Source organism: Oscillatoria sp. HE19RPO (assembly GCF_024220515.1).
GTDB lineage: Bacteria > Cyanobacteriota > Cyanobacteriia > Cyanobacteriales > Laspinemataceae > Laspinema.
Window position 1 is genome coordinate 1 of the sequence record NZ_JAMXOT010000149.1, and the last position, 24,098, is coordinate 24,098.

General features: G+C 47.3%; 21 protein-coding genes. 12 read left to right on the plus strand and 9 right to left on the minus strand.

Annotated features, from left to right (window positions below; translation table 11 throughout):
- Positions 1-947: 947 nt before the first annotated feature.
- Entirely contained in the window at positions 948-1,082 is a 135-nt protein-coding gene (locus NG833_RS30435) for a hypothetical protein (protein WP_256555980.1), read from the minus strand.
- A gap of 951 nt (positions 1,083-2,033) precedes the next feature.
- On the opposite strand from NG833_RS30435, the gene NG833_RS14040 reads away from it, so the two are divergent.
- From NG833_RS14040 to NG833_RS14065, 6 genes are all read left to right on the plus strand, one after another.
- Entirely contained in the window at positions 2,034-2,573 is a 540-nt protein-coding gene (locus tag NG833_RS14040) for a PAP/fibrillin family protein (protein WP_254565914.1), read from the plus strand.
- Positions 2,574-2,624: 51 nt separating this feature from the next.
- On the plus strand, positions 2,625-3,026 hold the full coding sequence (gene msrB / locus NG833_RS14045; RefSeq protein ID WP_254565915.1) for a peptide-methionine (R)-S-oxide reductase MsrB: 402 nt from the start codon (positions 2,625-2,627) through the stop codon (positions 3,024-3,026).
- A 506-nt stretch (positions 3,027-3,532) separates the two neighbouring features.
- A complete protein-coding gene (locus NG833_RS14050) occupies positions 3,533-3,937 on the plus strand; it encodes a hypothetical protein (RefSeq protein WP_254565916.1) in 405 nt (134 codons plus the stop codon).
- A gap of 83 nt (positions 3,938-4,020) precedes the next feature.
- Positions 4,021-4,347, plus strand: a complete 327-nt coding sequence (locus tag NG833_RS14055) for a hypothetical protein (RefSeq protein ID WP_254565917.1) — start codon at positions 4,021-4,023, stop codon at positions 4,345-4,347.
- Between the two features lie 135 nt (positions 4,348-4,482).
- Entirely contained in the window at positions 4,483-4,902 is a 420-nt protein-coding gene (locus NG833_RS14060) for a hypothetical protein (protein ID WP_254565918.1), read from the plus strand.
- A 63-nt stretch (positions 4,903-4,965) separates the two neighbouring features.
- Positions 4,966-5,604: a hypothetical protein gene (locus NG833_RS14065; protein WP_254565919.1), complete on the plus strand. Its 639-nt coding sequence runs from the start codon at positions 4,966-4,968 to the stop codon at positions 5,602-5,604.
- Positions 5,605-5,669: 65 nt separating this feature from the next.
- Here NG833_RS14065 and NG833_RS14070 read toward each other — a convergent pair whose 3' ends face one another.
- Positions 5,670-6,758 carry an AI-2E family transporter gene (locus tag NG833_RS14070; protein ID WP_254565920.1) on the minus strand — a complete coding sequence of 363 codons (1,089 nt, stop codon included), beginning with the start codon at positions 6,756-6,758 and terminating at the stop codon, positions 5,670-5,672.
- Positions 6,759-7,596: 838 nt separating this feature from the next.
- On the opposite strand from NG833_RS14070, the gene NG833_RS14075 reads away from it, so the two are divergent.
- The 3 genes from NG833_RS14075 (at position 7,597) to NG833_RS14085 (ending at position 12,801) form a co-directional block, all read left to right on the plus strand.
- Positions 7,597-7,872, plus strand: a complete 276-nt coding sequence (locus tag NG833_RS14075; RefSeq protein WP_254565921.1) for a hypothetical protein — start codon at positions 7,597-7,599, stop codon at positions 7,870-7,872.
- Positions 7,873-8,218: 346 nt separating this feature from the next.
- Positions 8,219-12,382 carry a PAS domain S-box protein gene (locus NG833_RS14080; RefSeq protein ID WP_254565922.1) on the plus strand — a complete coding sequence of 1,388 codons (4,164 nt, stop codon included), beginning with the start codon at positions 8,219-8,221 and terminating at the stop codon, positions 12,380-12,382.
- Between the two features lie 170 nt (positions 12,383-12,552).
- Positions 12,553-12,801 carry a hypothetical protein gene (locus NG833_RS14085; protein ID WP_254565923.1) on the plus strand — a complete coding sequence of 83 codons (249 nt, stop codon included), beginning with the start codon at positions 12,553-12,555 and terminating at the stop codon, positions 12,799-12,801.
- A gap of 321 nt (positions 12,802-13,122) precedes the next feature.
- Here the strand turns inward: NG833_RS14085 and NG833_RS14090 are convergent, their stop codons facing one another.
- Together NG833_RS14090 and NG833_RS14095 are read right to left on the minus strand one after the other, a co-directional pair.
- Entirely contained in the window at positions 13,123-13,359 is a 237-nt protein-coding gene (locus tag NG833_RS14090; RefSeq protein ID WP_254565924.1) for a hypothetical protein, read from the minus strand.
- A 663-nt stretch (positions 13,360-14,022) separates the two neighbouring features.
- Positions 14,023-15,516 carry a hypothetical protein gene (locus NG833_RS14095; RefSeq protein ID WP_254565925.1) on the minus strand — a complete coding sequence of 498 codons (1,494 nt, stop codon included), beginning with the start codon at positions 15,514-15,516 and terminating at the stop codon, positions 14,023-14,025.
- A 146-nt stretch (positions 15,517-15,662) separates the two neighbouring features.
- Here NG833_RS14095 and NG833_RS14100 point away from each other — a divergent pair, with 146 nt between their 5' ends.
- Both NG833_RS14100 and NG833_RS14105 read left to right on the plus strand, forming a co-directional pair.
- Positions 15,663-16,517 carry a DUF4351 domain-containing protein gene (locus NG833_RS14100; protein ID WP_254565926.1) on the plus strand — a complete coding sequence of 285 codons (855 nt, stop codon included), beginning with the start codon at positions 15,663-15,665 and terminating at the stop codon, positions 16,515-16,517.
- A 72-nt stretch (positions 16,518-16,589) separates the two neighbouring features.
- Positions 16,590-16,823 carry a DUF4351 domain-containing protein gene (locus tag NG833_RS14105; RefSeq protein ID WP_254565927.1) on the plus strand — a complete coding sequence of 78 codons (234 nt, stop codon included), beginning with the start codon at positions 16,590-16,592 and terminating at the stop codon, positions 16,821-16,823.
- 68 nt (positions 16,824-16,891) lie between these two features.
- Here the strand turns inward: NG833_RS14105 and NG833_RS14110 are convergent, their stop codons facing one another.
- From NG833_RS14110 to NG833_RS14125, 4 genes are all read right to left on the minus strand, one after another.
- Entirely contained in the window at positions 16,892-17,209 is a 318-nt protein-coding gene (locus tag NG833_RS14110) for a hypothetical protein (RefSeq protein ID WP_254565928.1), read from the minus strand.
- Positions 17,210-17,219: 10 nt separating this feature from the next.
- Complete coding sequence (locus NG833_RS14115; protein ID WP_254565929.1) at positions 17,220-22,625, minus strand: tetratricopeptide repeat protein; 5,406 nt, start codon at positions 22,623-22,625, stop codon at positions 17,220-17,222.
- Positions 22,626-22,764: 139 nt separating this feature from the next.
- Positions 22,765-23,169, minus strand: coding sequence for a type II toxin-antitoxin system VapC family toxin (locus tag NG833_RS14120; RefSeq protein ID WP_254565930.1), 405 nt, complete (start codon positions 23,167-23,169; stop codon positions 22,765-22,767).
- Entirely contained in the window at positions 23,166-23,375 is a 210-nt protein-coding gene (locus NG833_RS14125; RefSeq protein WP_254565931.1) for a transcriptional regulator, read from the minus strand. The genes NG833_RS14120 and NG833_RS14125 overlap by 4 nt, the downstream gene beginning before the upstream one ends.
- Before the next feature lie 203 nt (positions 23,376-23,578).
- Here NG833_RS14125 and NG833_RS14130 point away from each other — a divergent pair, with 203 nt between their 5' ends.
- Positions 23,579-23,791, plus strand: coding sequence for a hypothetical protein (locus NG833_RS14130; protein WP_254565932.1), 213 nt, complete (start codon positions 23,579-23,581; stop codon positions 23,789-23,791).
- 87 nt (positions 23,792-23,878) lie between these two features.
- Here NG833_RS14130 and NG833_RS14135 read toward each other — a convergent pair whose 3' ends face one another.
- The gene (locus NG833_RS14135; RefSeq protein ID WP_305884993.1) at positions 23,879-24,067 is read right to left on the minus strand and encodes a type II toxin-antitoxin system RelE/ParE family toxin; all 189 of its coding nucleotides are present in this window, start codon (positions 24,065-24,067) and stop codon (positions 23,879-23,881) included.
- Positions 24,068-24,098: the final 31 nt, after the last annotated feature.

Sequence of the window (24,098 nt, forward strand, 5' to 3'; positions counted from 1 at the left end):
CTCCAAAAAATAAAATCTCCAAAACGTTCGTTCGTAGATCAACGGAGTAGCGCGATCAATGTAGGGGCGCAAGCATTGCGCCCCTACACATACCTTACTTTCAGTTGCGCGTTTGGAGGATTTATATTTTGCAATCCCCTTAAGTCATCCCTCAACTACAGATGGGGAGATGTCATCAGTCTGCCTAACCTCTTGATCGCAACAGGGGTTAAACGCAATCGGATCTTTATTCACTCAAATTCCCCGTTAAGTTCCGGGTTGGAAATCAACCTCCGTACTCGGAACTCAACGGGGAATTTTCCTTCACTTGAGGCCGATTTGTCAGGTTGTAAACCGCACTGGCACATCCGCACCAACCCACTCGGTTTCTCACTCGGCTCAATTAGAATTGACGAGAGAACAAATCAAAATGAACCCGATTTGAACAGCGCCTTGTGGGGGCTAGATAGGGGTGAAATCAAGAGTCAGAGTCAGAGGTCCCTCAATAGCCGAATGTGATGACGATCGCATCGACCCTTGAGACCGATCGCCGCCTCCAAGTGAAAAACAATCTAGGATAAGTGATAAAGGTGAATGCATTGATTGCACGAGGCAAGGGTAAAACGATGGAGCAAACAAACCCCCCACTACGCCAAAATCCATTTGAGACCTATCGCGATCCCGTGACAGGTCAATGGATTGTCGTTAAACCGTCTGAGACATCCAACTCAAATTCGTCTCAAAGAGCGGCCTAGCTGAAAGGAAACCCCTCCGATTCCCTAACATTTGGCCCCGTCAGTCGATCGCCTTAGACCTCAAAAACCCGAACCTTCTTCCTAAAAAAATGAGACCTTCGCCAAATCTGGAGTAGCTCAGTTCATCCCCCGAAACCGGGCGTAAACCCTGAATTCTCCAATCGTTATCCCCTGTTGCTTTCAGCGAAAACGTCTGAAAAAGTGACGCGATTTTTAATGTTTAAGGCCAGATTTTTCCCTCGCCCAGGTGGCACAAGCAGTATTTTTAGGGTAGCGATCGCCCGAAGCGAATTTTTTGGGTACAAAAATTAATAGAGTCCGGGGATTGGCATCGGTTCGAGGGGTCATTTTTCCCGGACTCAAACTAGAGGGCGATTGCTGGGTTTCAGGCGATCGCTCTCATCTTATTTGGGCAAGTTTGGGAAAATTTGGGCAAAAATTTGGGCAAAACTTAACCAGAATACCCATAAACTATGGGAAAGAACAATCGGTCACCTTGCCAGATTTTCAATTGTCCATCCCGGGTCCGACTCAAGTGCGAGTCTGTAGCAGGGTTTAACGAAATAATTGGCGATCGGATCAAATAGCGACACCCTCCAAACCGGACGGGAAAACAAACCCGACTAGAGTTGATTTATCAAACATCAACGCTCACGACTATGTTAAATCGAATTTTTTTAGCCCTGGCAATCGTATCGTCTTTACAATTGTTTTTAACCAGTCCCTCCACCGTTCCCCATCAGTCCCGTTCCAATCTCTCTCAAAACCCCGTTAACTCAATCTTGACCTGGCAACGGTAGCACCCCTATTACCCTGAGATCATACGGAATCCGGTAGTCAAAGTCTGCAAAAAACCCACAGGCTCAAGCCCGGAGGCTATACGGACAAAGCCTGCCTACGCAGGCTGAAGAGAAAATCTACGTTTAACAACCGGATTTGGTATCATTCGGCGTTGATCCCCATTCCCCCTGATTCAGGGGTTTTTTTTACTTTGTCAGACAGGAAGGGTATTAAGACCAAATCCGGAGTTCAAAAGTCGTTTTTACTCTTGATGCCCGCGCAGGCGGGCTTTGTCCTGTGAGCCTCCAGGCTTGAGCCTGCGGGTTTTTTGCAGACCTTTGACAACCGGATTCCGTATAATATACAGGTCAAAAATTCAGCAATTCAGTGAAACTTAGGGAGAATTGAGGGCCAGAGGATAGGGAGCAAGATGCTCGCACTCCAAACTTCCCCAATCATCTCCCTCATCACCTTGAATCAGGCTATAAATTAGGGAAGAAATTGGGGACAGAAGAGAGTATGACAAACCAAACTAGGGATGAGGCAGTGCAAGCGGCGCGATCGCAACTGTTGAAGGACTCAGAAGAAGGCAGTCTGGACTTTTCAAGTCTGCAAGAGGCAGTCGCCATTTTGGAAAAAGCGCAAATCCGAGGCGATCGCCAGTTGCTAGAGGGAGAATGGCGGTTACTCTGGAGTTCGGGAACGCGCAACGCTCAGAAATTGAACAAACCGGGGAACGGCATGAACCGCAAGGCGATCGCCTCCGTCATCCAACGCCTGGATTGCCAGCGCCTATGGTTTGAAAATCAAATCACCATTGCCGGGAGTTCCCTGATTGTGGGCGGTCCTTTTGAGTACAAACAGCACCGCATTCAGTTCCGGTTTGAGCGCCTGGGGTTGCAACTCGGCCCCTTGGGACCTCTCAAACTGCCCCTGGGCAAGTGGGCCTCGGGATGGCTACAAACCACCTACTTAGATCAGGACTTGCATTTGGAACGGGGGGACCGAGGTGGGATTTCCCTCTATCGCAGAGTGGGGACTTCAACCCCAACCCTCTGAAAGGATCGCGATAGAATAATACTTTCACATACCCCACCAGAGGAATGAACAATGGTTCAGAAAATTCAAAAATCAGAAAGCGAGTGGAAAGAGCAACTGAGCCCAGAACAGTTTAAGGTGACCCGAAAGAAGGGAACCGAAAGAGCGTTCACGGGAGCCTACCACGATAATAAAGAGAAAGGAGTTTATAAATGCGTCTGTTGCGGGACGGAGTTATTTAGCTCACAGACCAAGTTTGACTCCGGTACTGGGTGGCCCTCCTTTTGGGCCCCGATTGAGGAGACTCATGTCGCCGAAGAAGAGGACCGCGCCCTGTTTATGCGTCGGACAGAAGTTCTCTGTGCCAATTGTGACGCCCATCTCGGTCACGTTTTTCCTGATGGACCGAAACCGACGGGGTTGCGCTACTGCATTAATTCGGCATCTCTGAACTTTGAGAAAGTGGACGATTAAAGGGGGGAGGAGGTCAGATGGCGATCGCAACCGCTGACCGTTGAACTCCCCGGAAGCACCTGGGCAACGCCTACTCTGCGATCAAACAACATATCCCGCGCTCATCGGGCGGGAAGTCATTTAAGGTCTATTGTCTGCATTTACCATAACACTCTGAGGGGAAATCCCCTCTTTTTTTTACAAAAGTTTACTTGTTTTCTCCCGGACCGTTTCCCACCGTTTCAGAGGCAACGACCGAAAAAGTTTTATGGTGAGGATGCAATATAACTAAAACCCAAAGTATCCTAAAAACTGTTTTTTTAAGCTAACTTATCTTTGCATGAACTCCATAAAATTATCCATAAAATTATCCTAACATCCCCCGCAGAGGCTCTTAAAAAAAACTTAAAACCCCCTTGACAGGAGAAAGCAGAGGCTCTTTAATGGGGATGTTCAGAGGATTAAAGAGGGTAGCGCCAGCGCTCCACTCTTCAACCCTTATTCACTTCAAACCAGACAAAACAATCATGATCTCTCTTAAAGCTTCTAAACCCGTTGCTCAAGTTGTCAAAATGCCGAAACTCAGCGGCCTATTGGGTTTACTGACCTTCGCCACTTTAGGCATTGCATCCCTTCCTGCTCAAGCTGGGGGATACCGCGTCACGGGAGATAGTGCGGTGGTTCAAACCAGTGAACAGCGTGCGGTGGTGACCGGCAATGGCAACTTTGTTGACCAAAATTCCACCCAAACCAATATCGATCGCCGGGGTGGTGGATTCGGAAACCAAGGGGTTGTTCAGGACCAATTGCAGAATGCCGATGTTTACGGACATCACAATCAAATCCGTCAAAGCAATCGGCAAACCACTGTGGAAGCGGATAGCACACGGTTCGCACCTCGCCCTCGTCCTCACTATCAAAAGAAACATTAAGGCGATCGCCTGTGGACGACTCCCGATCCTGACGTCGGGATAGATCTCACCCGACGTCATCCCCTTTACTCACGGTGCCCATTATGCTCACACCATTCAACCGAGTCTATCTGATAGCGACCCTTTCCACCGTGGCGATCGCCACTCCCCTAGCGGCACAAGTCTCCCCGGGTCACAATCGCCCCCCAATTCCCGCCATCAATCAACAAACAGCGATTAATGGCAACGGTAACACCGTTAACCAAAACATCAATCTGTATTATGGTGAGCCCCGGGGTCAGACCTCTCCCAATTCTTCTGTGCCCTCCTCGAACCGCCTATACCAATCGGTTAGCCCCAGTATCATCCGCACTCCGGCTAATCTTCCTAACGCTTCTTCACGAAATTCTCAAAATTTTATCCGCCACTAATGGCCTAATTTTGATAAGTCCGTGAACGCAATATCAAGGTCAATCTCGGTGCATCCCCTTTATTTCCTGTAATTCAATCGGGAAGAAAATACTTCTTATTTCTTCTCATTTTAGTCATCTTCATCGGTAAAATTCATGAAAAAATCTTCATTTCTAAGCAGTTTATCTATTGCAGCTTTATTCAGTATTGCCCCGGTTGCTACGGATTTAGCTGCCGCCCAATGTGTGCAAATTGATACCGGCGTGCAAATTTCCATCAGTGGCGGAGGTCCGGCCCAGCAAACCAATACCGTAGACATGGGAAACCCCGGCACTTGTGGTCGCAATGCCACCGTGACTACGGGAACTCAAATTCATGTCGGACCCAATCGGGCCGTTCAAAACCGTTCCGTTCGTCAGTCCGTTCGGGGGACAGAGCGACTGCTCAGGTCAACCAGCTACCCGGTGCAGATTCAAGTTAATCCTCAAATCAACGTAGATAATCCTGCCGATCGCCTGAACTCTATTAATAATCCGGCCATTCGCTATCGAGAACAACTGCGGTTAATTGAGTAATTGAATGGGATTAAATGAATGAGTTAGATTGGCTGTTGTTTCTTTGTATTTAGGACTAAAAAAATGTATAGAGCTATCAAGTTCATGGGGTATTTAATCAATCCGCCCCCCAGTGTGAGATGGGTTGCCCTGTTCACATCCTTAGCCGCATTGATGCTCGGTGCGACTCAGGCCCAGTCCCAGATGTCAATTCAGGTGGATGAACAGGGAATTCGCGTCGAATCCGAGGGCGGATTGAGGATTGAATCCGTTCGCAGTCGTAGTCGCCTCGGGCAACTGACTCACTTAGACCGATCGCGACCGAGGTGGATGGGTTTCCCCCTCGATCGCCCGAATCTGGTGTCTCAGTCGGTATATTCCCGACAGTCACGGGGGAGTAACCTGTCTCAAACCCAAGAAACAGAGATTACAGTGGATTCGGACCAGTTATTAGCCCTGGAAGTTTGGGGCGATCGCGGCACTTACATTAACGCCGAGATTGTGATTGATGGGACAGTGGTGGAAACCATTCGCGGCAACTATACGGCGATCGACCTCTCGTCCTATCTCAATCCGGGCAAAAATGAGATTGAAATCACCGGAACTTATACGCCAGCGAATTCCAGTATTTATGTGGAGTTAACCGGCGATCGTAATACGGTCAGCCATGAAACTCAGGGGACGGGCCGCCTCAATCAAACCCTGATTCTTGACCAGCGTTGATTTGTAATCCAGAACTTTTCGTCACCCAAACCCGCGCCCTCAAGGGTGCGGGTTTTAATCTGTACTTAGGGTTCAGAATCCGTTAAGGGTTCACCGGGTAAGGTGTCTTTTACTGGAGCAGAATAGACTTCGTGGCGGGTCCACTTGTTCATGACATCTTTAACTAATACTTCCTTTAACCAAACTTGTAACACCGCCACAATGGGGAGGGCGAGGAATAAACCAAGCAAACCAAAAAACTGAGAAAAAATCAGCATTGAGGTTAAAGTAACCGCCGGGGGTAAAGAGATTTCATTTTCCATCACCATTGGGGTTAAAACTAGCCCTTCTAGCTGCTCAATGAACAGGTAAAATACAATGACTATTACTCCTTTTACGGGTGAATCTAGGAAGGCGAGGGCGATGGGAGGAATGGAACCAACAATCGGGCCAATATTAGGAATGTAGGTCACTAAACCGGATATCATGCCGTTGACTAATGCTAAGGGGATGCCTATTACCCATAAGCCTAATGCACTGGCGACCCCAATAAAAACCATGTTAAAAATTCGCCCAACGGCCCAACCCACGAGATTGTGTTCGCACCCCTGGAGAATTTCATCGACTCGTCGGCGATAAAATGCTGGAAATAGTAGCATAAAACCCTCTCGATAGAGAGTTGGATTGGCTAATAGCATGACAATGAGTACGAGGACCAATAGCAAGTTTAATACAAAGTCTAACGAGTTAGAGAAAATATTAAAAAATCCACCAAACCAACTTAAACCGACATTGCGGATTCGTTCAATTAAAAAATCAATATTTTGAATATCTTCAATTAGCTGGTTAGGAATAAAGTTTTGTACCCATTGATACCACTGGCGTAACTGTGTCAAAGCTTGGGGGAGCAGTTCTAGTAATTCCTGAAATTGAGCAAAAACTCTGGGGAAAATTAAGACGAAAAATAAACCAACAATGGCGATAAGCAGGCTAATTGTCAGGGCAATGGCAAACCCGCGATTCAGACGCGATCGCTGTAATCGACACACCATCCGGTTGAGGACTGTGGCAAAAGCAATGGCGGCAAATACCAGCAACAGAACAGTTTTAATTTCCCAGAGGATAATTAAGGAAACAATAAAAGCGATTGCCCCAATCAGGTTGCCAAATTTCAATTCTATACTCCTTTTATAATCTAATATTTTGCAGGTCTATTTCTGAATTAAGCCGGGTTTTAAATTTTTTAAACTTTCTTTTTTTGTTAGTTCCATTGATAACGATAATAACGATAAGTTGACAAAGAGAAAATTTAGGGATTTCCGCTTATATAGCGAGTCTAAGTCAGTTTGACAATGGATCTAAGCCTTTTGGTCTTGTAGTGCGGTAAGCACCAGCTATGCCGCAGGCTTTGCATCTTGCTCGCTATCTCTATGTCAGAATGATTTAAGTTAGCTATAAAAAGAGTATTGTGCCGGTATCTCCCCGAGTCATCCCCCTTGAGACAGAGGTTTTTACTACATTTGTGGCTGCATTCATCTGAACAGTGCTGGAACTAACCCCATTGAACAATGGAGGATGATCGCACCTGTTGCAGGCGATCGCTACGCTCTCTCTAACTCTCAATTGAACAGAATCAATCGGGTTTCTCCTTCTGTGAGGGCCGTGAGGACTGAAGAACTTGGCAACATTGATGCTGTTCTCCAGGGGAGTTCAAGCCCCGATTAGCTTTTTTGCCTTCCTTTGGGGTGAAAGCACCGGGGTGAAGACTGGCTCTGGGAGACTGGTTTTCCCCGTTTGGGGAGCGGTTGTCATAGCGACTCTAGCTTTCTACTTTAAAAGAACAAGGGAGTCTCTCACCTCTATCTAAAGAAGGAAATAGCCGGAGGGTGTTGAAGTTCGAGGGAACTATCCCGGGGCGCATTGAGTGAGGTTTAAGTGAATTATTCCCGGCGATAGAGTCAAAAACTTCGGGTTACCCTTTATCCTAAAAATGTAGGGAACATTAATCTACCGATGGGGCGAGTATTCCGAATCCCTCGAACCACTCTCCTGTTTGATGCGGTTTGGACTTATGCTTTGGACTTGTGCTGTTGCTTTACTCTCGACTCTTTCATGAAACATAACCGGCCCAGTCACTCGATTTTCAATGTTATTTTCGCCCTAGGGGTTCTGTTTCTGCTTTTTGTGATCGGTGCAGTATTTCATCTGGTTTTTAATCAGACTTCAGAACAACTTCAGCCCGAACGAGAGACACCCCAACGGTTAGATATAGAAGGCGATCGCCCTTGAGCAATGTGGCAGTCTGACGAGTTAATCGGGCTAGGTTGCCTGAATCCGGTTTCCAACCGACCGAGAGTCCCGGCAATTCTCCCGTTGGGCTTCTTTCTCTTGACAATTTCATAGGGATCTAGTATTATTCACTCAGAAAATCTAACGTTTTTGTTCCTTCATCTAAAGGTTGATGCTACCTCACCCGGACTTTAACCGGGCGCTACAGGACTATTGAACATTGATGAGTAAGGCGAGTTCTGTTTACCCCGGAGTTGAGAGGGAAAGGGGTCATGGATATGAAAATCTGATGAAATGTGATTCAAGAATTTGACTCATCAAACCCTGTACCGTCCATTGAAAGACTATGCAAGACCAATTTCTCACGATTCTTGAGGGTATAACCGATGGTTTGGTCGCCTGCGATCGGCAATGGTGCATCACCTATGTCAATCAACGGGGTGCTCAAATCGTGGGAAGAAGTCAAGAGCAATTGATCGGTACAATCCTCTGGGAGAGTTTTCCCGGGGAGATCGCCTCGTCATGGAAGCCGGAATTTCATCGGGCGATCGCCCAAAAAATTTCCGTGGAAATACAACAGTTTTACCCGACCCTGAATTGCGGGCTCAAAGTGCAGGGCAGTCCCTCCCCAACGGGGCTAGTCATTTATTATCAGGATATCACCAACGCCCTCCCGGTTCAAACCCCCCAGGAATGCGCTGAAATAGGGGCAGAAGGGGGAGAAAGGGTCGGTTGTGGAGTGGCGATCGCCTCGGCTACAACTCACCGCTTAGAACAGGTCAATTCCACCTGGGCAAGAATCCAGGGGTACGAAGTGGCCGAACTGATTGGCATTTCAATTTTTGAGTTATTTTCCCGAGAGTGTCACGGCCAACTGATTAACACCATGAATTTAGCAGATGCCGGAGGTTTTCACACTTTTAAATCCATCCAGTCGGGGAAACAAGGCAACCTCATTCAGGGAATGACTGAGGTCAATTCTATTAAAAATCCAGAAGGAACCTTGCTATATCGGGTCTTTACCCTGATGCCAATTGATCCAGAAAAACAAGCATCAGAAAGGGTTGTAGGGAAACGGGTAGAAATCACCGAGTTAGAACAGGCGATCGAGATGTTAGAGAGCATGACCGATGCCTTTGTCTCATTAGATCGAGAATGGCGAATCATTGAAATCAACGGGGAAACCGCTCGAATTAATCAGAAAAAGCCAGAAGAATTAATCGGAAAAACCCATTGGGAAGTATGGCCTTGGTCCGTGGGAACGGAAGTGGAACGGGAATATCGACGAGCGATACAGGAACAAATCCCGATCCATTTGGAAGTGCTATATGAACCGTTGAAAATGCAGTTAGAGATTCAAGCTTATCCTTCTAATCAGGGGTTATTTATTTATTTCCGGGATATCAGCGATCGCAAGCAGTCGGAAGAAGCATTGAGGCACAGCGAACGCCTCTACCAAGCGATCGGGGAAACGCTGCAATATGGACTGTGGATCTGCGATCGCGAAGGTCGCCTAATTTATGTGAGCGAATCATTTCAGAACCTAGTCGGACTGACCCTCGCCGAATGTGCGGGGTGGGGATGGACCCAGGCGATGCATCCGGATGACCTGGATCGGACCCTCTCGTTATGGGAAGAGTGCTTGCAAACCGATGAAATCTGGGATCGGGAGCATCACTTTCGGGGTGTTGATGGGAACTGGTATCCGATGTTATCCCGAGGCGTTTCGGTCAAAAATGACCAGGGAGAGACGATTTGTTGGGCCGGAATCAACCTGGATATCAGCCGTCAAAAACAGGTAGAACGGGAACTGCGCGATCGCCAAGAGCGTTTGCAGGCCGCGTTATCAGCATCAGAAACCGGAACCTATCGATGGAATATCCAGACCGATTCCGTCGAGTGGGATGAAACGATGAATCGGCTGTTTTGCCTATCAGAAGACTATGTTCTGAGCACGTTGCAGGAGTTTGTCTCCCTGATCCACCCGGAAGACCGAAAAGCCGTGAAAGGTGAGATAGAAAAGTGCGATAACGCGAGTGAGGACTTCGAGATGGAGTTCCGAATTTTCTGTCCCGATGGCAGCATTCGGTGGATTTTTGATAAAGGAAAGACCTTCACCGATGAAGGGGGTACTCCCCTATATTTAACCGGCGCTTGTGTCGATATCACCAATCAGAAGCGGATGGAGGAAGCGGTCCAGATTGGACGGGAACGCCTGGATCTTGTCTTGGAATCGTCGGAGTTAGGCTTATGGTATTGTGACTTGCCCTTTGATAAACTAGAGTGGAATCACAAGTGCAAAGAACATTTTGGACTGTCTCCAGAGACGGAAGTCACCATCGATCTATTTTATGAGTGCCTGCATCCGGAGGACCGCGATCGCACTCACCAGGCCATTACTCAGGCGATCGCCGAGGGTACTCCCTATAAAATCGACTACCGGACGGAGGATAGAAAGGGAGAGACTCGATGGATTCGAGCGATCGGACGAGCCTTTTACAACGAGACAGGACAACCGACCCGGTTTGATGGGATTACCATTGATATTAGCGATCGCAAACGGGCCGAGGAAACCTTAGAGAGTAACCAAAAATGGTTAGCCTTAGCTCAAAACATCGGCAAAATTGGGATATGGGATTGGAATTTACAAACCGGGGAACTTCTTCTGACTGAAGAACTCCAATCCATCTATGGACTGGTATCCGGTAGCTTTGATAGTACATTTCAAAGCGGACTGGCTATGGTTCATCCCAGCGATCGAGCCAGAGTAGAACATGAAGTTCGAGGTTGTAGTCAGGATGGCGTCGCTTTTAATAGCGAATTTCGCATTCAACGCCCCGATGGTAAAATTTGCTGGATCGTCGCCAAAGCCAGAGCCTTTCCGGATGAAAATGGCACGCCTATCCGGGTGATCGGCGTTAACATGGATGTGACCGATCGCAAGTTAGCGGAAGAAGCCTTGCGGGAGAGTGAAAAGCGGTTTCGCGTCGCCCAAGAACTCTCCCTGGACGCCTTCACCATTTTTCACGCCATCCGCAATTCCACAGGAGAAATTATTGATTTTCATTGGGATTATGCTAACCCCAAAGCTGCGGAAATATTGGGCTGTTCCATTGATGAATTAGTCGGTCACCGCTTGAGCGATCGCCTGCCAAAAAACGAAACCAATCGTTACCTGTTTAAGCGCTACATCCAGGTGGTAGAAACTGGGATTCCTCATGATATTGAAGTGGAATATCACGCCGAAGGGATTTCCGGATGGTTCCGGAATATGGCGGTCAAATTAGAGGATGGCGTAGCGATTTCCTTTAGTAATATCACCGATCGCAAATTGCAGGAACAGGAACGATTGCACCTGCTGGAACTGGAACGAGAAGCGCGATCGCAAGCGGAAGTTGCCAACCGGATTAAAGATGAATTTCTCGCCATCTTATCCCATGAATTGCGATCGCCCCTCAACCCCATTCTGGGCTGGACGCAACTCCTCAAAAAAGGGACACTTTCCCCGGAAAAAACTATCCAAGCCTTGAACAGCATTGAACGCAATGCCAAATTACAAACCGAACTGATCGAAGACTTGCTCGATGTCTCTCGAATTTTGCGCGGTAAGCTGATTCTCACCGAAACCCCAGTGAAACTGGCTGATGTCATTGACTCGGCGATCGAAACCGTTCGCCTAGCAGCCCAGGCTAAATTTATACAAATTCACACCGAATTTAATCCGCAAGTCGGGCCAGTCTTAGGAGATGCTAACCGCTTGCAGCAAGCTGTATGGAATCTCCTGTCCAATGCAGTCAAGTTTACCCCCCCCGGAGGACAGGTAACCGTCTATCTCACTCAAGAGTCAGACTGCGCTCAAATTCAGGTCCAAGATACCGGATCGGGAATTGAACCGGATTTTTTGCCTCATGTCTTTGAAACCTTCCGACAAGCGGATAGTACCACCACCCGCACCTTTGGGGGACTGGGGTTAGGACTGGCGATCGCCCGTCACTTAGTCGAATTACATGGCGGCCAAATTGGGGCAGAAAGCTCAGGACTCGGACAAGGGGCGACCTTTACCGTGAGTCTCCCTTTGTTACCAGAGTCTGGGGAACCCTCTCCCCCGGAGTTCATCACCCCGGAGTTGCCGAACTTACAGGGACTAAAAATACTCGTCGTCGATGATATACCCGATACTCGGGAGTTTCTGGTTTTTCTACTGGAAATGGAAGGTGCGTTAGTACAGGCAGTCGAGTCAGCAGAAATGGCGATTTCTGTGATTAACCACTGGCAACCGGATGTTTTGGTCAGTGACATTGGAATGCCCGAACTCGACGGCTACGGCTTAATTCGCACCCTGCGATCTCGCTCACCCCAGGAAGGAGGAACCATTCCCGCCATCGCCGTCACCGCCTACGCCGGAGAAAGCGATCGCCAAGCGATTCTCGCAGCCGGATTTGATGCTCACATTCCTAAACCTGTAGAACCTTTGGATTTAGCCCAGGCGATCGCTCGGTTGTTGCAGTGAGGCGATCGGCACCGCTCTAGGGGTTCCCCGACTCAGGCATTACAGAGCTTTCGAGGAGTGCGAGCAGCTCGCACTCCGCAGAGTCTGCTTAGAGGACGAGACAGACCCTGGCGATACATTTTAGGATAGAGTACACTGAAAGTGTTCCTTTTGAACGTGAAATCTCATCCATGAAAATTGTTTCCTTATCCGCACATTTTGATGGACAGTCTATTCAACTCGATGAACCCTACCCCCTAGAACCCAATACCCAACTGATTGTTACCCTCATTCCCAAACAAATATCAGAACAAGAAGCCTGGTTTTCTCTATCCCATCATCACCTGAATAATGCTTACAGTGACAAAGATGATTACCCGGTAAATGCCATTAAAATACCTACTCCTCACTATACCCTGAGCAGGGCTATTTCATTCTGAACAACTCCTTAAGTAGTTTAAGGCCAAATCCCGTGCGCCGTTGGGCTTGAACCCTATTATTAAATCCATAATCGCGGTATATATTAAGTGCAAAGTTTTGAGCAACTGCCCAAATTTGAACTAAAGGGTTTGTCCTGATGCGAGAAGCCTCTTCACCTTGAGTTACATCACGCACATAATGAACCTTGTTTTCTCCTCCCCAATAACCTCGAAATTCACTTATCAAATTGTTCGGCACTTGCAATCAGAAAAAACATAAAAACGAGTTTCTACGCTGTTTTCAATAATATTGATTCGATAAAATTCCCAACATAAAATAATTCAAATTGGGGGTTTTAGTCCAGAAAATTCAGGAATATTATCTGGCTGATTACTAATACTAACCGTGCGGTTCTCAACTCGCCCATGTCCAACATGGTTCGATTCATGAGTCTGAATTGCTTCAAAATTTTCTTGGACTGCTTCAAGCAGACCCGATTGGTTCCCTTTGAGCGCACCGATGTAGTCATTTCCACTTTCTATAATGATTTCAGCAGTTTTTTTGGGTACTGATTGCATCAAAAGCAAATACCACCCCCTTGAGAGCCAGGTTTTTGATAAACTCGGGTAAGGCCGTGATTTCGTTAGTTTTGGAATCAACTTGATAGAGTTAGAGAATTAACCCTCGTTCTACAATGTAGGCAATTACTAACATAATTGCTGGATGATAATCTACATCAGGGTTGTCACTGATGGCCTCATAAGACCCTCTTAAAACTTTGCGATCGACTGCAATAGTTTCACTCTCTATCGGCTCAATTAAAAAAAAAGGGATAGGCAGTCTGAATATTTTTTACACTAATTCGTGGTAATATTCGTCGAATTGTACTATAGTAGGGTAAGCGGTTTTTCTCAGGCTTGAACAATTCCACCAACTCATCATGGTAGGACTTTAACCAATCTCCAATCGCTAGAAGCCACGATTTACCGCAGCAACACTAAGGGTAAATAAGGCTAGACATAGGCTTTGTTGATGCCGCATTCCAGCTTGACGACGGCAATCCTCTAGCTCCGCAAATGCTTCCACGATGGTGTTCTAGGACATCTTGACCTGACTTCTGAGTGAGATTACTCTGTTATTCTATCACGTCTTACATTAAGCTGAAATAGCCCTGCTCTATATCTCAATAAAATTGTTAAATCAGCCTGCCTCCGATGTCTTCCTTCCTATAACCACACCCTTCACCGTTTCGGTTTTTTTGATTGCCTTTCCTTCACATCCCGGAAGGGAAATCGCCCCTGTTTAATCCCCTCTTTGGCCCAATACCAGGCCCCCACGGAACAGGCAGCACTGAATAACAACGCAATCAAAAACGCCAACAACGGCAAGGGGAAAGAAAATTCAACTTTTTCTCCTTTCCACTCCCAAGGTTGAAACATTAACCCCGAAGTCGAAGCAACGATCGCCCCAGCAGCAATTCCCACCCCCACCGCTTGAATATGGTCTTGCAAGTCTTGATTCGCTTCCTGCTGATTGTGATTCATCTTGGCTTGTTCCACCTCGACAATGCCGCGCATCGTGGCAATACAGTGGCCGAATAGGGCATTTCCTGGCCTTAAATAATTCAAGTCCGTGTGGATTTGTCCTAATAATTTGGACCGGCATTCATAGCTAAACGCCTGTAAAAAACTTAACTCCTGTTCTCCGGCAATATTCGTTAATTCCTCCAATTTTGTGGTATAATTCTTTAAATTCGTAATGATCGTGGTGCGCTGGTCTTCAATATCCCGGATATGACTGGCATAGCTAAAGGCTAGGGGGTTAATTTTGAGGAGAGCCTCCTGCAAAGCCGTTAATTTTTCAGCCGTATCTTCCGGCAAGGTTGGTAACGCCTTCATCAGGGTTTCCAAATCAGTATAAAGTTGGCGACAGTCTCGATAGCGAGTCCGGGCTTGGTGATAGCTGAAACGGATTTTGCTGCGATAACAAAGCAAATCCATCAGAGGGTGATAGTAGTCTCCAGATGCTTCGAGGTGGGTGGTATTGGGATGGCAGTCTAACCAGATGAGAATGTGACAGGATTGGGCCGGATTTTCCGCGTCATTGTCATATTCAAAAATGGGACTGCCTAACAGTTTCCCCTCGGCACGATAGGACGGTAGAACAAGGGGGGGAGCGTTTGTGAGTAAGGCTTGTAAACAGCGATCGGCTAACTGGCGCAAGGTGTCAGGGGAGGGGGATTCTTCGGCAAGGACAGGTTTGGCGAACAGGACCAACGTTTGGCCAATGGAAGCGCAAATGCGATCGGGCAGCAGCATTCCCTCGGGGTTGAGGTGAGTGAGTTCCGCCACGGGGACCATTCCCGGATAGCGAAACGTGAGGTCAGCCACATAAGTATCATGAAGTTGGACCGCGTAGAGTTCCCCATTGCGCCGAGGAGTATCCGATTTACCCTCTACCTCGGGAAAGTGGAAGCTCAAACAGCGATCGAGTTCCTCCGAGAGGAGTTCTCGAAACGCGATCGTTGTCTGATGTTCCGGAATATTTAACCATTGACGACAGGTTTTGAGGGCTAGGATGTCCAGCGACTCGCCCAATTCCTCAAACCGCTGCCAGAGTAAATCAGCATCTTTCACCCGTTCCCCTTCCGCCAATGCCATATCATGACAGAGGTGGAAGGCATATAAGCTAAGTTTGGGATAGTGGAGCAATTCTCCCGACAATTGTTCAAGCATAGGGTTTCCTGGGGCAGCCAATAGATACAAATGATAGCATTTTCTCAGGTTTTCTGGTAAAATTTGAAATCAGGAGGGAGAGTCACCCCCCGAGAGTTTTCTAGTCCTCAGAAAGAGCCTACCCAGACATTACATTTATACCAACCATGTGTTATGACAACCTGCTAAAATATTGGGCAGAAAAATATGCCCAACAAATGGCATCCTGGGCCTTCAGACAACCCATTACCACCCCGGTTGAAATCTTAAAAACTGAACTTTCCGTCGAACCGATTCGGGCGGATTCAGTTATTTTCCTAAAAAGCGGCCCCGAAATTCAGCATTTAGAATTTCAAACGAGGGTTCCGCAAAATCGGCCCATGCCGATCCGGATGTGCAGCTATTCCATCCGGTTACAGTGGCAATATGAACTACCCGTGAGGCAAGTCTTGATTTGGCTGCTTCCTACGAGTAATCCGGCGGTATTCGAGACCGAATTTCGGACCGAATTCACCCACCACCGATATCAGGTCATTCGGTTATGGGAAGAATCGCCAGAACCTTTACTGGAGAATAATGCCTTACTGCCACTGGCGGTGTTATGCGCCACACAGAACCCCACGGAACTCTTGAGTCAAGTAGCTCAAGAAGTGGGTAAAATACAGGATACAGACCTGCGACAGGAAATTGCAGCCTGCACTCAAATTTTAGCGGGGTTGCGGTTTGATAACCAGTTAATATCCACCATGTTCAGGGAGGAAATTATGCAAGAATCTGTAGTCTATCAAGATATTCTGCAAAAGGGAATTGCCCAGGGATTAGAGCAGGGATTAGAGCAAGGCGAAAAACAAGGCGAAGTAGCGGTAATTTTGCGCCTGCTTCATCGCTTTTGTGGGCCGCTAAATCCTGAGATTAAGTCCAGAATTCAGTCCCTAATTAAGCCGCAATTAGAGGAGTTGAGCGAAGCGTTATTAGACTTTACCAACTTGGCGGATTTACAGCAGTGGCTGGATTCTCATTAAAGTCGATTTGGGGCAGTTTTTTAATTGCCCCATTCCTCATCAGACCCCTTGCTCATGTTCATGGAGGAAGTTATGCAAGAATCTGTAGTCTATCAAGACATTCTACAAAAGGGAATTACCCAGGGCGAAAAACAAGGTGAATTAGCCGTAATTTTGCGCCTGCTTCATCGCTTTTGTGGGCCGATTAATCCGGAAATTGAGTCCCGAATTCAGTCCCTGGGTAAGCCGCAATTGGAGGAGTTGAGTGAAGCGTTATTAGACTTTACCAACTTGGCGGATTTACAGCAGTGGCTGGATTCTCATTAAAGTCGATTTGGGGCAATCGAAAAAATTGCCCCAACCCCATGAGGGAATATTTTGTTCGCTTATGGGGTTTACTTAGGCGGTGACTGGATGCGACGGATGGCATTTTCCAGGATGTTTCGGTAGGTTTTGGGGTCTGGTGGCGGTGGGGCATTGCCGGTATGTCCTGGAGCCCGATCGCCCTCCTTTGGTTCAGACATGGCACCCATTGCGTCGCGAATCGTCGGGCGAGATTTACACCAGGCAGCGATCGCATTGGAGATTCCCGCAGTATCCTCGGGCAAACTTGTCCGCAGTTGTTCTAGTTCCTCTTGGCAATCGGCAAATAAAGGCGATCGCGTCTTGACTAAAGTGATAAAGTTTTGGATGTACTGGTCTCGTGATGACATAATTTTGCTCCTACGCTCCGATCGCACAGAACCCCGCCCAGTAGTAAGGCAAGGCAAAAGGTTTTGACCTTGAATCCATTTTACTCAGCCGACACCGCAACTCCTCTTGAGAGAAAGGATCTAATATTGGCTCACCCCACACCTGCAACGCCTCCACCGTCGCATCCCGCAACCAGATTTGGGCCTGTTTCAGCGCCAGAGTAACGGTTTCACCCTGTTTGACATTTTGGTAAAAGCGAATCATCAGCAAAGCGGTGGATAAATCATTCACGGTCCACAGAGAACAGACGACATTCGGGGAACCGGCCAAAATAAACCCACTGGGTAACCCGATATATTCATCACTGGTGGAGGTGAAGTCAGTGATGCCGGTTTCGCAAGCGGAGAGAGTGACGAGACGGCAATGGGTGAGGTCGAGGCGTAAGATATCTTCTATAGTCAGGCATTTCCCCAAGTCGAGGAGATTGCCATTTTGGAGGGGAATATAACGGCTTTGGTCCTCATGGGGTGGCGGTGGGGTAAATTCGCTCTTAGCCAGGAGGAGGGCCGATTTGAGGGCATCTTCAAAGTTGAAATAGCCGTGACAGGAGAAGTGAGTGCAGTGGGCATTTTTCAACTTATCCCCATCGAGAATCGCGGCTTTTTCCGCTTGGTCATGTTTGAGGACTTGGTGGGGGTTAAATAGGGATTGAATCGCGGCGACTTCGATATCGGTAAAGTCGAGGTCTTGGGTGGGGTTTTGGATGGCAAAGAGTTGGTTAAAATCGGGACGTTGGTTGATGCGTTTTTTGGCTTGTTTCAACACTTGGCAGTTGGGCGCATAATTCACTCCCTTGGGGAAGAGTTCCTGTAGGGTTTGACGCTGATTCTCTCCTGCGGCAACAGGTAAAGCATGGAGGGGGAACAGGTGCAGGAAGCGGTGAGGGATGAGGATGAGTTTTTTGCAGTTGGGGAAGTTTTCCCGCAGGTTTTGCAGGATTTCATCCAGATGCAGGATTTGAGCCAGGGTTTCGAGGCGTTGGGGGAGTTTATGTTGCCATTGGGTTTTGTTGTTGCGGTAGTCGTGGAGATAGGCGTTTGTCCAGTCGATGAGGTTTTGTCGGGCTTCTTTGGAAGATGTCCACAGGTTGAGGCTTTGGTTGGTGAGGGTAAACGTCAGGAATTTATCCCCCAGAATATACCATTCCAAAATAGCGGTTTCATCGTCCACTAAAGATTGAATATCCGAGAATTTCAACGGTTTATAGGGATATTTTGCCTGAAAATTTTCCCGCAGTTGGCTGATGTGGGTATAGTCGGGGTTGGGGTCTTGTTTGAGGCGGCGGTCTTCTTCAGAAATAGCTTGACGGATTTCTTGCAAGCGTTCGCGAACTTCTGCGGGAATTTCTCCGCCTGGGTATGCGTCACGGGTGGCGATCAGTTCCGTGAGGTTGCGGGCTTTACTGCGGTCTGCGTATTCAATCGCGCCCATGTATCTGCCCAATTCTAGGCACACTTCCACCATGCCGCGATAGAGTTTAGTCCATTCTTCATTGAGTTTCCGTTTGACTTCATCACCAGAGGTGATTTCTCCTCGCAAGTATTCCACTGTATCTAATGCCTGTTCAAAGGTGATGTATGCATTTTGGGGGGCAGTTTGTTTCTTTGTGGGGTCGTGGGTATAGTGCCTGGATTGGTCTTGATAGGTATGTCCTAAGTCATTGAGGGTTTCGGTGTGGGATTGGGGAAAGGCTTTATGGGTACGGACTTCCAACGCTTCTTGATAAAGGCGGATCGCCCGCTCCAGGTTCTCCCCCCGCTCTCCTTTGATGCGGTTAGCGTAAGCACCTGCCAAGTTATTTTGCGTCATGGCCCAATGTTCGGGATAGGCGCTGCGGGTGTACACTTCTAAGGCGGCTTCGTAGTAAGCAAGAGACCGTTCCAGGTTCTCCCCTCGTTCTCCTTTGATCCGTTTACTGTAGGCAGTCGCCAAGTTATTTTGCGTGGCTCCCCAATCTTCAGGATAGGTGCTGCGGGTTCTGACTTCTAAGGCGACTTCGTAGCAGGCGATCGCCCGTTCCAGGTTCTCTGCTCGCTCCCCTTTGATGCGGTCAGCGTAAGCACCTGCCAAGTTATTTTGCGTCATAGCCCATTTTTCGGGATAGGCGCTGCGGGTGTACACTTCTAAGGCGGCTTCGTAGTAAGCAAGAGACCGCTCTAGGTTCTCCCCTCGCTCTCCTTTGATACGATTATTGTAGGCAACTGCCAAGTTATTTTGCGTGGCTCCCCAATCTTCAGGATAGGTGCTGCGGGTTCTGACTTCTAAGGCGGCTTGGTAGCAAGCGATGGCCCGTTCCAGGTTCTCTGCTCGCTCTCCTTTGATACGTTTACTGTAGGCATTTGCCAAGTTATTTTGCGTTAATGCCCATTGTTCGGGATAGGCGCTGCGGGTGTACACTTCTAAGGCGGCTTCGTAGTAAGCAAGAGACCGTTCTAGATTCTCCCCTCGCTCTCCTTTGATACGATTACTGTAGGCAACTGCCAAGTTATTTTGCGTTAATGCCCATTGTTCGGGATAGGCGTTGCGGGTGTACACTTCTAAGGCGGCTTCGGAGTAAGCAAGAGACCGTTCTAGATTGTCCCTTCGCTCTTCTTTTATACGATTACCGTAAGCAGCCGCCAAGTTATTTTGCGTCATTGCCCAATCTTGAGGATAATCTTTAAGACTATAGACTTGTAAGGCCGCTTCGTAGTAACGAATGGCGGTTTCTAAGTTTTCCGACTTGTCTCCTGGAATGTCCTCAGAATAGATATGGCCAAGACAGTTTTGTAAACTCGCCCAATTTTCCCGATCTGACTCACGGGTTCTAACTTTTAATGCCGCTTGATAACAAGCAATGGCCCGCTTCCAGTTATCTAGCTTTTCTCTTTGAGTTAGTTCTTGATAAGTTCCTCCTAAATTTACTTGTACCATTGCCCAATCTTGAGGATAATCTTCACGACTATAGATTTCTAAAGCCGCTTCGTAGTGACAAATGGCGGTTTCTAAGTTTTCCGATTTGTCTCCGGAAATTTTCTCGGAATAGATATTGCCAAGCCGGTTTTGCAAACTCGCCCAATTTTCCCCATCTGCCTCACGGGTTCTAACTTCTAATGCTGCTTGATAGCAGAAGATTGCGCGATGCCAATTATCTAACTTTTCTCCTTGAATTCGTTCTCGATAAGTTCCTCCTAAATTCACTTGTACCATTGCCCAATCTTGAGGATGATCTTCACGACTATAGATTTCTAAAGCCGCTTTGTAGTGGCGAATGGCAATTTCGAGGTTTTCGGCTTTGTCTCCTAAAATGCGATATCTGTAAGCATTCCCCAGAGTATTCTGAGTCATTGCCCAATCTTTGGAAAAATCTGAACGAGTGTAACGGCTTAGATTTTCTGTATAAATTTCAATCGCTTTATCAATACTGTCGGCTTTCCTTAGCGGTAAATCATAGTAATAGAGATTGCCTAACTGATGAGACGAAATAGCCGCCCCTTTAATATCCTTGGCTTCTGGATAAAGATTGATGGCTTGCTTATAATTATCAATGGCTTTGGGTAATTGCTTTAATTTTCTATAACTTTTACCCAGCATATAATGAGCATTCGCTTGTTTGTAGGGCTGCCCCAAATCTTTCGCTAACTGGAGGGCTGATTCAAAATATTCAATGGCAGTTCCCCATTGCTCCTGGTTATTATAGAGCTTTCCAACATAATATAAACAAGTCTGTTCCGCCGTGGCATTGCCTTCCTGTCGGAATAGGTTTAACCGCTGTTTCTGAAAGCCGATCGCCTCCTCATACTGTCCCAACTCCCGGTGCAAATTCACCAAATATTCTAACCCAGAGAGTAACCACTTTTTAATCCCTAACTCACCATACAACTCAACCGCTTGCTGATAGGCTGAAATCGCTGATTCTTTTTGGCTCAACTTGCCATAACATTGCCCCCGCATATAATGAGCATTCGCCTGAAATTCTTTCTGTTCTTGTGCTTGGGCTAAACTCAGGGCTGACTCAAAATATTCCAGGGCATTTTCCCACTGCTTCAGATTATCATAGAGATTGCCAAGTTGATATAAACAAGACAGTTCCGATGTGGCATTTCCTTCCTGCCGGAATAAGTCTAACCGCTGCTTCTGACAGTTGATTTCCGATTCAGTCTGCTGGGTGTTTCGATATAACTGGAGTAAAGCATCTAACCCTTTCTGCGCCCAGTCTTTTACTCCTAACTCTAAATACAACTGCACTGCTGGTTCATAGTGGGAAATTGCTGGTTGGTTCTCTCCCAAATTGCGATAACATTCCCCTAGCATATAATGAGCATTGGCCGTTTTCCAAGGCTTTCCCTGCTCATCGCTCAAGGTTTCGGCGAGTTCTAAGGTCACCTGAAACCCTGATAATGCTTCGGGATATTGCTGGCGATTAAACTGATATCGGGCTAATTCATATAAACTGAGGTGCTGATTGAGGGCATCTCCTTGTTGCTGCCAGAGATTGGCTTGAAGTTGATAAGACTGGATGAGTTTATCGGGATGGTCTAATTGCGGGTAAATCTGAATTAACCAGGTTAAGGTTTCCTGTTGCGCTGCTGTATTTTCTAGTTGCTGGACTAAGGCTAAACGCTGTTCCAAATACTGCAATCCTTGCGCTAAGTCTCCACTCTGCCAATAACTGTATCCTAACCAAGCTAAAGCGGCATTTTCTAGGGCGGATTCTTTCAGGGTTTGGGCGCTGTCGAGGACGGAGGCATAACAGGCGATCGCCTGGGGGAAATCCTGCTGAGAATAGTACAGTTTTCCCAATTCTAGGGCAATCTCGGCGCTGGCTTTTAGGTCATCAAATTCTAACAAAACTTGAATTTGCTGTTTATAAAGGGCGACAGCTTCAGGAAATTGCTGATTTTGGATATACCGTTGTCCCTGTTGGACTAACTGCTGCCAAAGTTGAGCGGCAAACTCATTTTGTTGGAGTTGTCGAAACAACCGATATCCCTGAAAAAACGCCGCTACTGCTCGATCCGGTTCGTCGATCGCTTGTTGAGTAAATCCCAGATAATACTGTGCGACTGCCTCATCCCCTTGATTCCCCAACTCCCGCGCTAGATTGAGATATTCGCTCAGGGTTGTGAGGGCGCTATGCCATTGTTGGTCCTGATAATAAGCAATCCCTAACTTTCCCAGGATTTCGGATTCCCCAGGGCGATGATCCGGGAGAGATTGGGGGCGATCGCCTCGTTTTCTGAGTTGAATTAACGCTGACTGTAATGCCTCAATTTGCTCTTTGGGAGTTGGCAGATTCATGGCCCCAGTTTCTCCAGCTACAGTGGTCAGACTGTAGCACAATTTTGAGCATTTGTCTAGTTGCAACACCGGCGGGGGATCAATCCCCCGCCTCATAGCTAAAGTCGGTTAAAAACCGACTGCAAGTCTTATACCGTGGTGTTTTCAGTCGGTTTCAACCGACGTAGGGGCGCTTCGCGAAGCGCCCCTACAGGCCGCCAATCGTTTTAACCCCCGCCGGTTGTTGCAACTTAACTTAGGGACTGATGAGGATAAGTTCTGGGAAATAGGTTTGGTAACGGGTGGCATCACGAGTTAGCAGGGTGTAGCCACAGAAGAGGCTATGAGCGCCGATATAAAAATCGGGTAAGGGCGATCGCCTCACACCACCCCGGCGACGATACTGTAAAAAGGCTTGACCCGCTAAAAATGCCGCCTCATAAGGTAATCCGTCTCTGTGAAACAAGCTAGAAGGTAATACGGATTCGACTTCCGTTACTTCTTTAAAACCAATGGAGACTTCTGCATAAATAATTGGGTTGATATGCAGTGTTCCAGTTTCGGCACAATCAGCCAGTTGCGCTGCTGACCAATCAAACCACTGGGGATCTTCTGTTAACACATCCAAAATTATATTGCTATCGACGAGGAAATCCGTCATTCCTCACCCCTCGTTAAATTGAGAATCTCATCAGTGGTCATGTCCCCTGTGGCTTTTCCCCGCAGACTGGCGATTACATTTGCTCCTTTAGGCGAGGGGTTTTGATACCGCCAAGCTAAAAAGTCTAAGAATATTTTGGCTTCTTCCAGGGCAGGTTGGGGAAGGTTGCGAAGGATAGCTAAGATTTCGGTTTCCGTGGTTAGCATGGTGCCGTTTAGGATACAACCTTCATTCTACCCCATCCCTGCCACTGGTGAAACCCGGTTTCTTTCTGAAATCTTTGTGAAGGAATAAAGATGCTGCCAGAAACCCCGTTTCTTTTCTGGGGGCTAGAAACCTGGTTTCTTCCCTGAAAAGATGAGTTATAATCATCCGGAGAGTCCAATTAGCTGAAAACTCAACCCTGACTATGACCCTGGAATCCACCCAAAATCAACCCCAACCCATCGAAGCACGAGTCACAAGTTTGGAACTCGAACTCACTGAAATTAAACAAATCTTAGCCACTGTCACCCCACCACAAAAACCCTGGTGGGAACGCATTGCCGGGAGTCACGCCAATGATTCTACATTTGAAGCGGTGATTCAACTCGGACAAGAATGGCGCAAAATTGCCCAATAAAGTGATTCAAATCTGATGTATATTCTGGATACTGACCATCTGAGTCTCATTCAACTCTCTAGTGCAACACAGTTTCTCCGAGTCTCTTTAAGGGAAATACCGATAAAAGTCCCTACGGTGCAGAACTCGCATCATTTCTATCTGGTCTCCATTGACCTCAAAACCAATCCGATAATTGCCAACTCGGATACGATATCGGTTGGATGCTCCCGCTAAAGCCTTAACATTCGGTAAATCTTGAAGAGATGCTGTTTCTGGTAAGGTGGTGAAAACCAATTCATAAATAAATAAATGAATAAATTTCCTG

Bases quoted from the DNA above. Each gene is read 5' to 3' on its own strand.
- NG833_RS30435 (WP_256555980.1), bottom strand. From the start codon at position 1,082: ATGACCCCTCGAACCGATGCCAATCCCCGGACTCTATTAATTTTTGTA.
- NG833_RS14040 (WP_254565914.1), top strand. From the start codon at position 2,034: ATGACAAACCAAACTAGGGATGAGGCAGTGCAAGCGGCGCGATCGCAA.
- msrB (WP_254565915.1), top strand. From the start codon at position 2,625: ATGGTTCAGAAAATTCAAAAATCAGAAAGCGAGTGGAAAGAGCAACTG.
- NG833_RS14050 (WP_254565916.1), top strand. From the start codon at position 3,533: ATGATCTCTCTTAAAGCTTCTAAACCCGTTGCTCAAGTTGTCAAAATG.
- NG833_RS14055 (WP_254565917.1), top strand. From the start codon at position 4,021: ATGCTCACACCATTCAACCGAGTCTATCTGATAGCGACCCTTTCCACC.
- NG833_RS14060 (WP_254565918.1), top strand. From the start codon at position 4,483: ATGAAAAAATCTTCATTTCTAAGCAGTTTATCTATTGCAGCTTTATTC.
- NG833_RS14065 (WP_254565919.1), top strand. From the start codon at position 4,966: ATGTATAGAGCTATCAAGTTCATGGGGTATTTAATCAATCCGCCCCCC.
- NG833_RS14075 (WP_254565921.1), top strand. From the start codon at position 7,597: ATGGGGCGAGTATTCCGAATCCCTCGAACCACTCTCCTGTTTGATGCG.
- NG833_RS14080 (WP_254565922.1), top strand. From the start codon at position 8,219: ATGCAAGACCAATTTCTCACGATTCTTGAGGGTATAACCGATGGTTTG.
- NG833_RS14085 (WP_254565923.1), top strand. From the start codon at position 12,553: ATGAAAATTGTTTCCTTATCCGCACATTTTGATGGACAGTCTATTCAA.
- NG833_RS14090 (WP_254565924.1), bottom strand. From the start codon at position 13,359: ATGCAATCAGTACCCAAAAAAACTGCTGAAATCATTATAGAAAGTGGA.
- NG833_RS14095 (WP_254565925.1), bottom strand. From the start codon at position 15,516: ATGCTTGAACAATTGTCGGGAGAATTGCTCCACTATCCCAAACTTAGC.
- NG833_RS14100 (WP_254565926.1), top strand. From the start codon at position 15,663: ATGTGTTATGACAACCTGCTAAAATATTGGGCAGAAAAATATGCCCAA.
- NG833_RS14105 (WP_254565927.1), top strand. From the start codon at position 16,590: ATGCAAGAATCTGTAGTCTATCAAGACATTCTACAAAAGGGAATTACC.
- NG833_RS14110 (WP_254565928.1), bottom strand. From the start codon at position 17,209: ATGTCATCACGAGACCAGTACATCCAAAACTTTATCACTTTAGTCAAG.
- NG833_RS14115 (WP_254565929.1), bottom strand. From the start codon at position 22,625: ATGAGGCGGGGGATTGATCCCCCGCCGGTGTTGCAACTAGACAAATGC.
- NG833_RS14120 (WP_254565930.1), bottom strand. From the start codon at position 23,169: ATGACGGATTTCCTCGTCGATAGCAATATAATTTTGGATGTGTTAACA.
- NG833_RS14125 (WP_254565931.1), bottom strand. From the start codon at position 23,375: ATGCTAACCACGGAAACCGAAATCTTAGCTATCCTTCGCAACCTTCCC.
- NG833_RS14130 (WP_254565932.1), top strand. From the start codon at position 23,579: ATGACCCTGGAATCCACCCAAAATCAACCCCAACCCATCGAAGCACGA.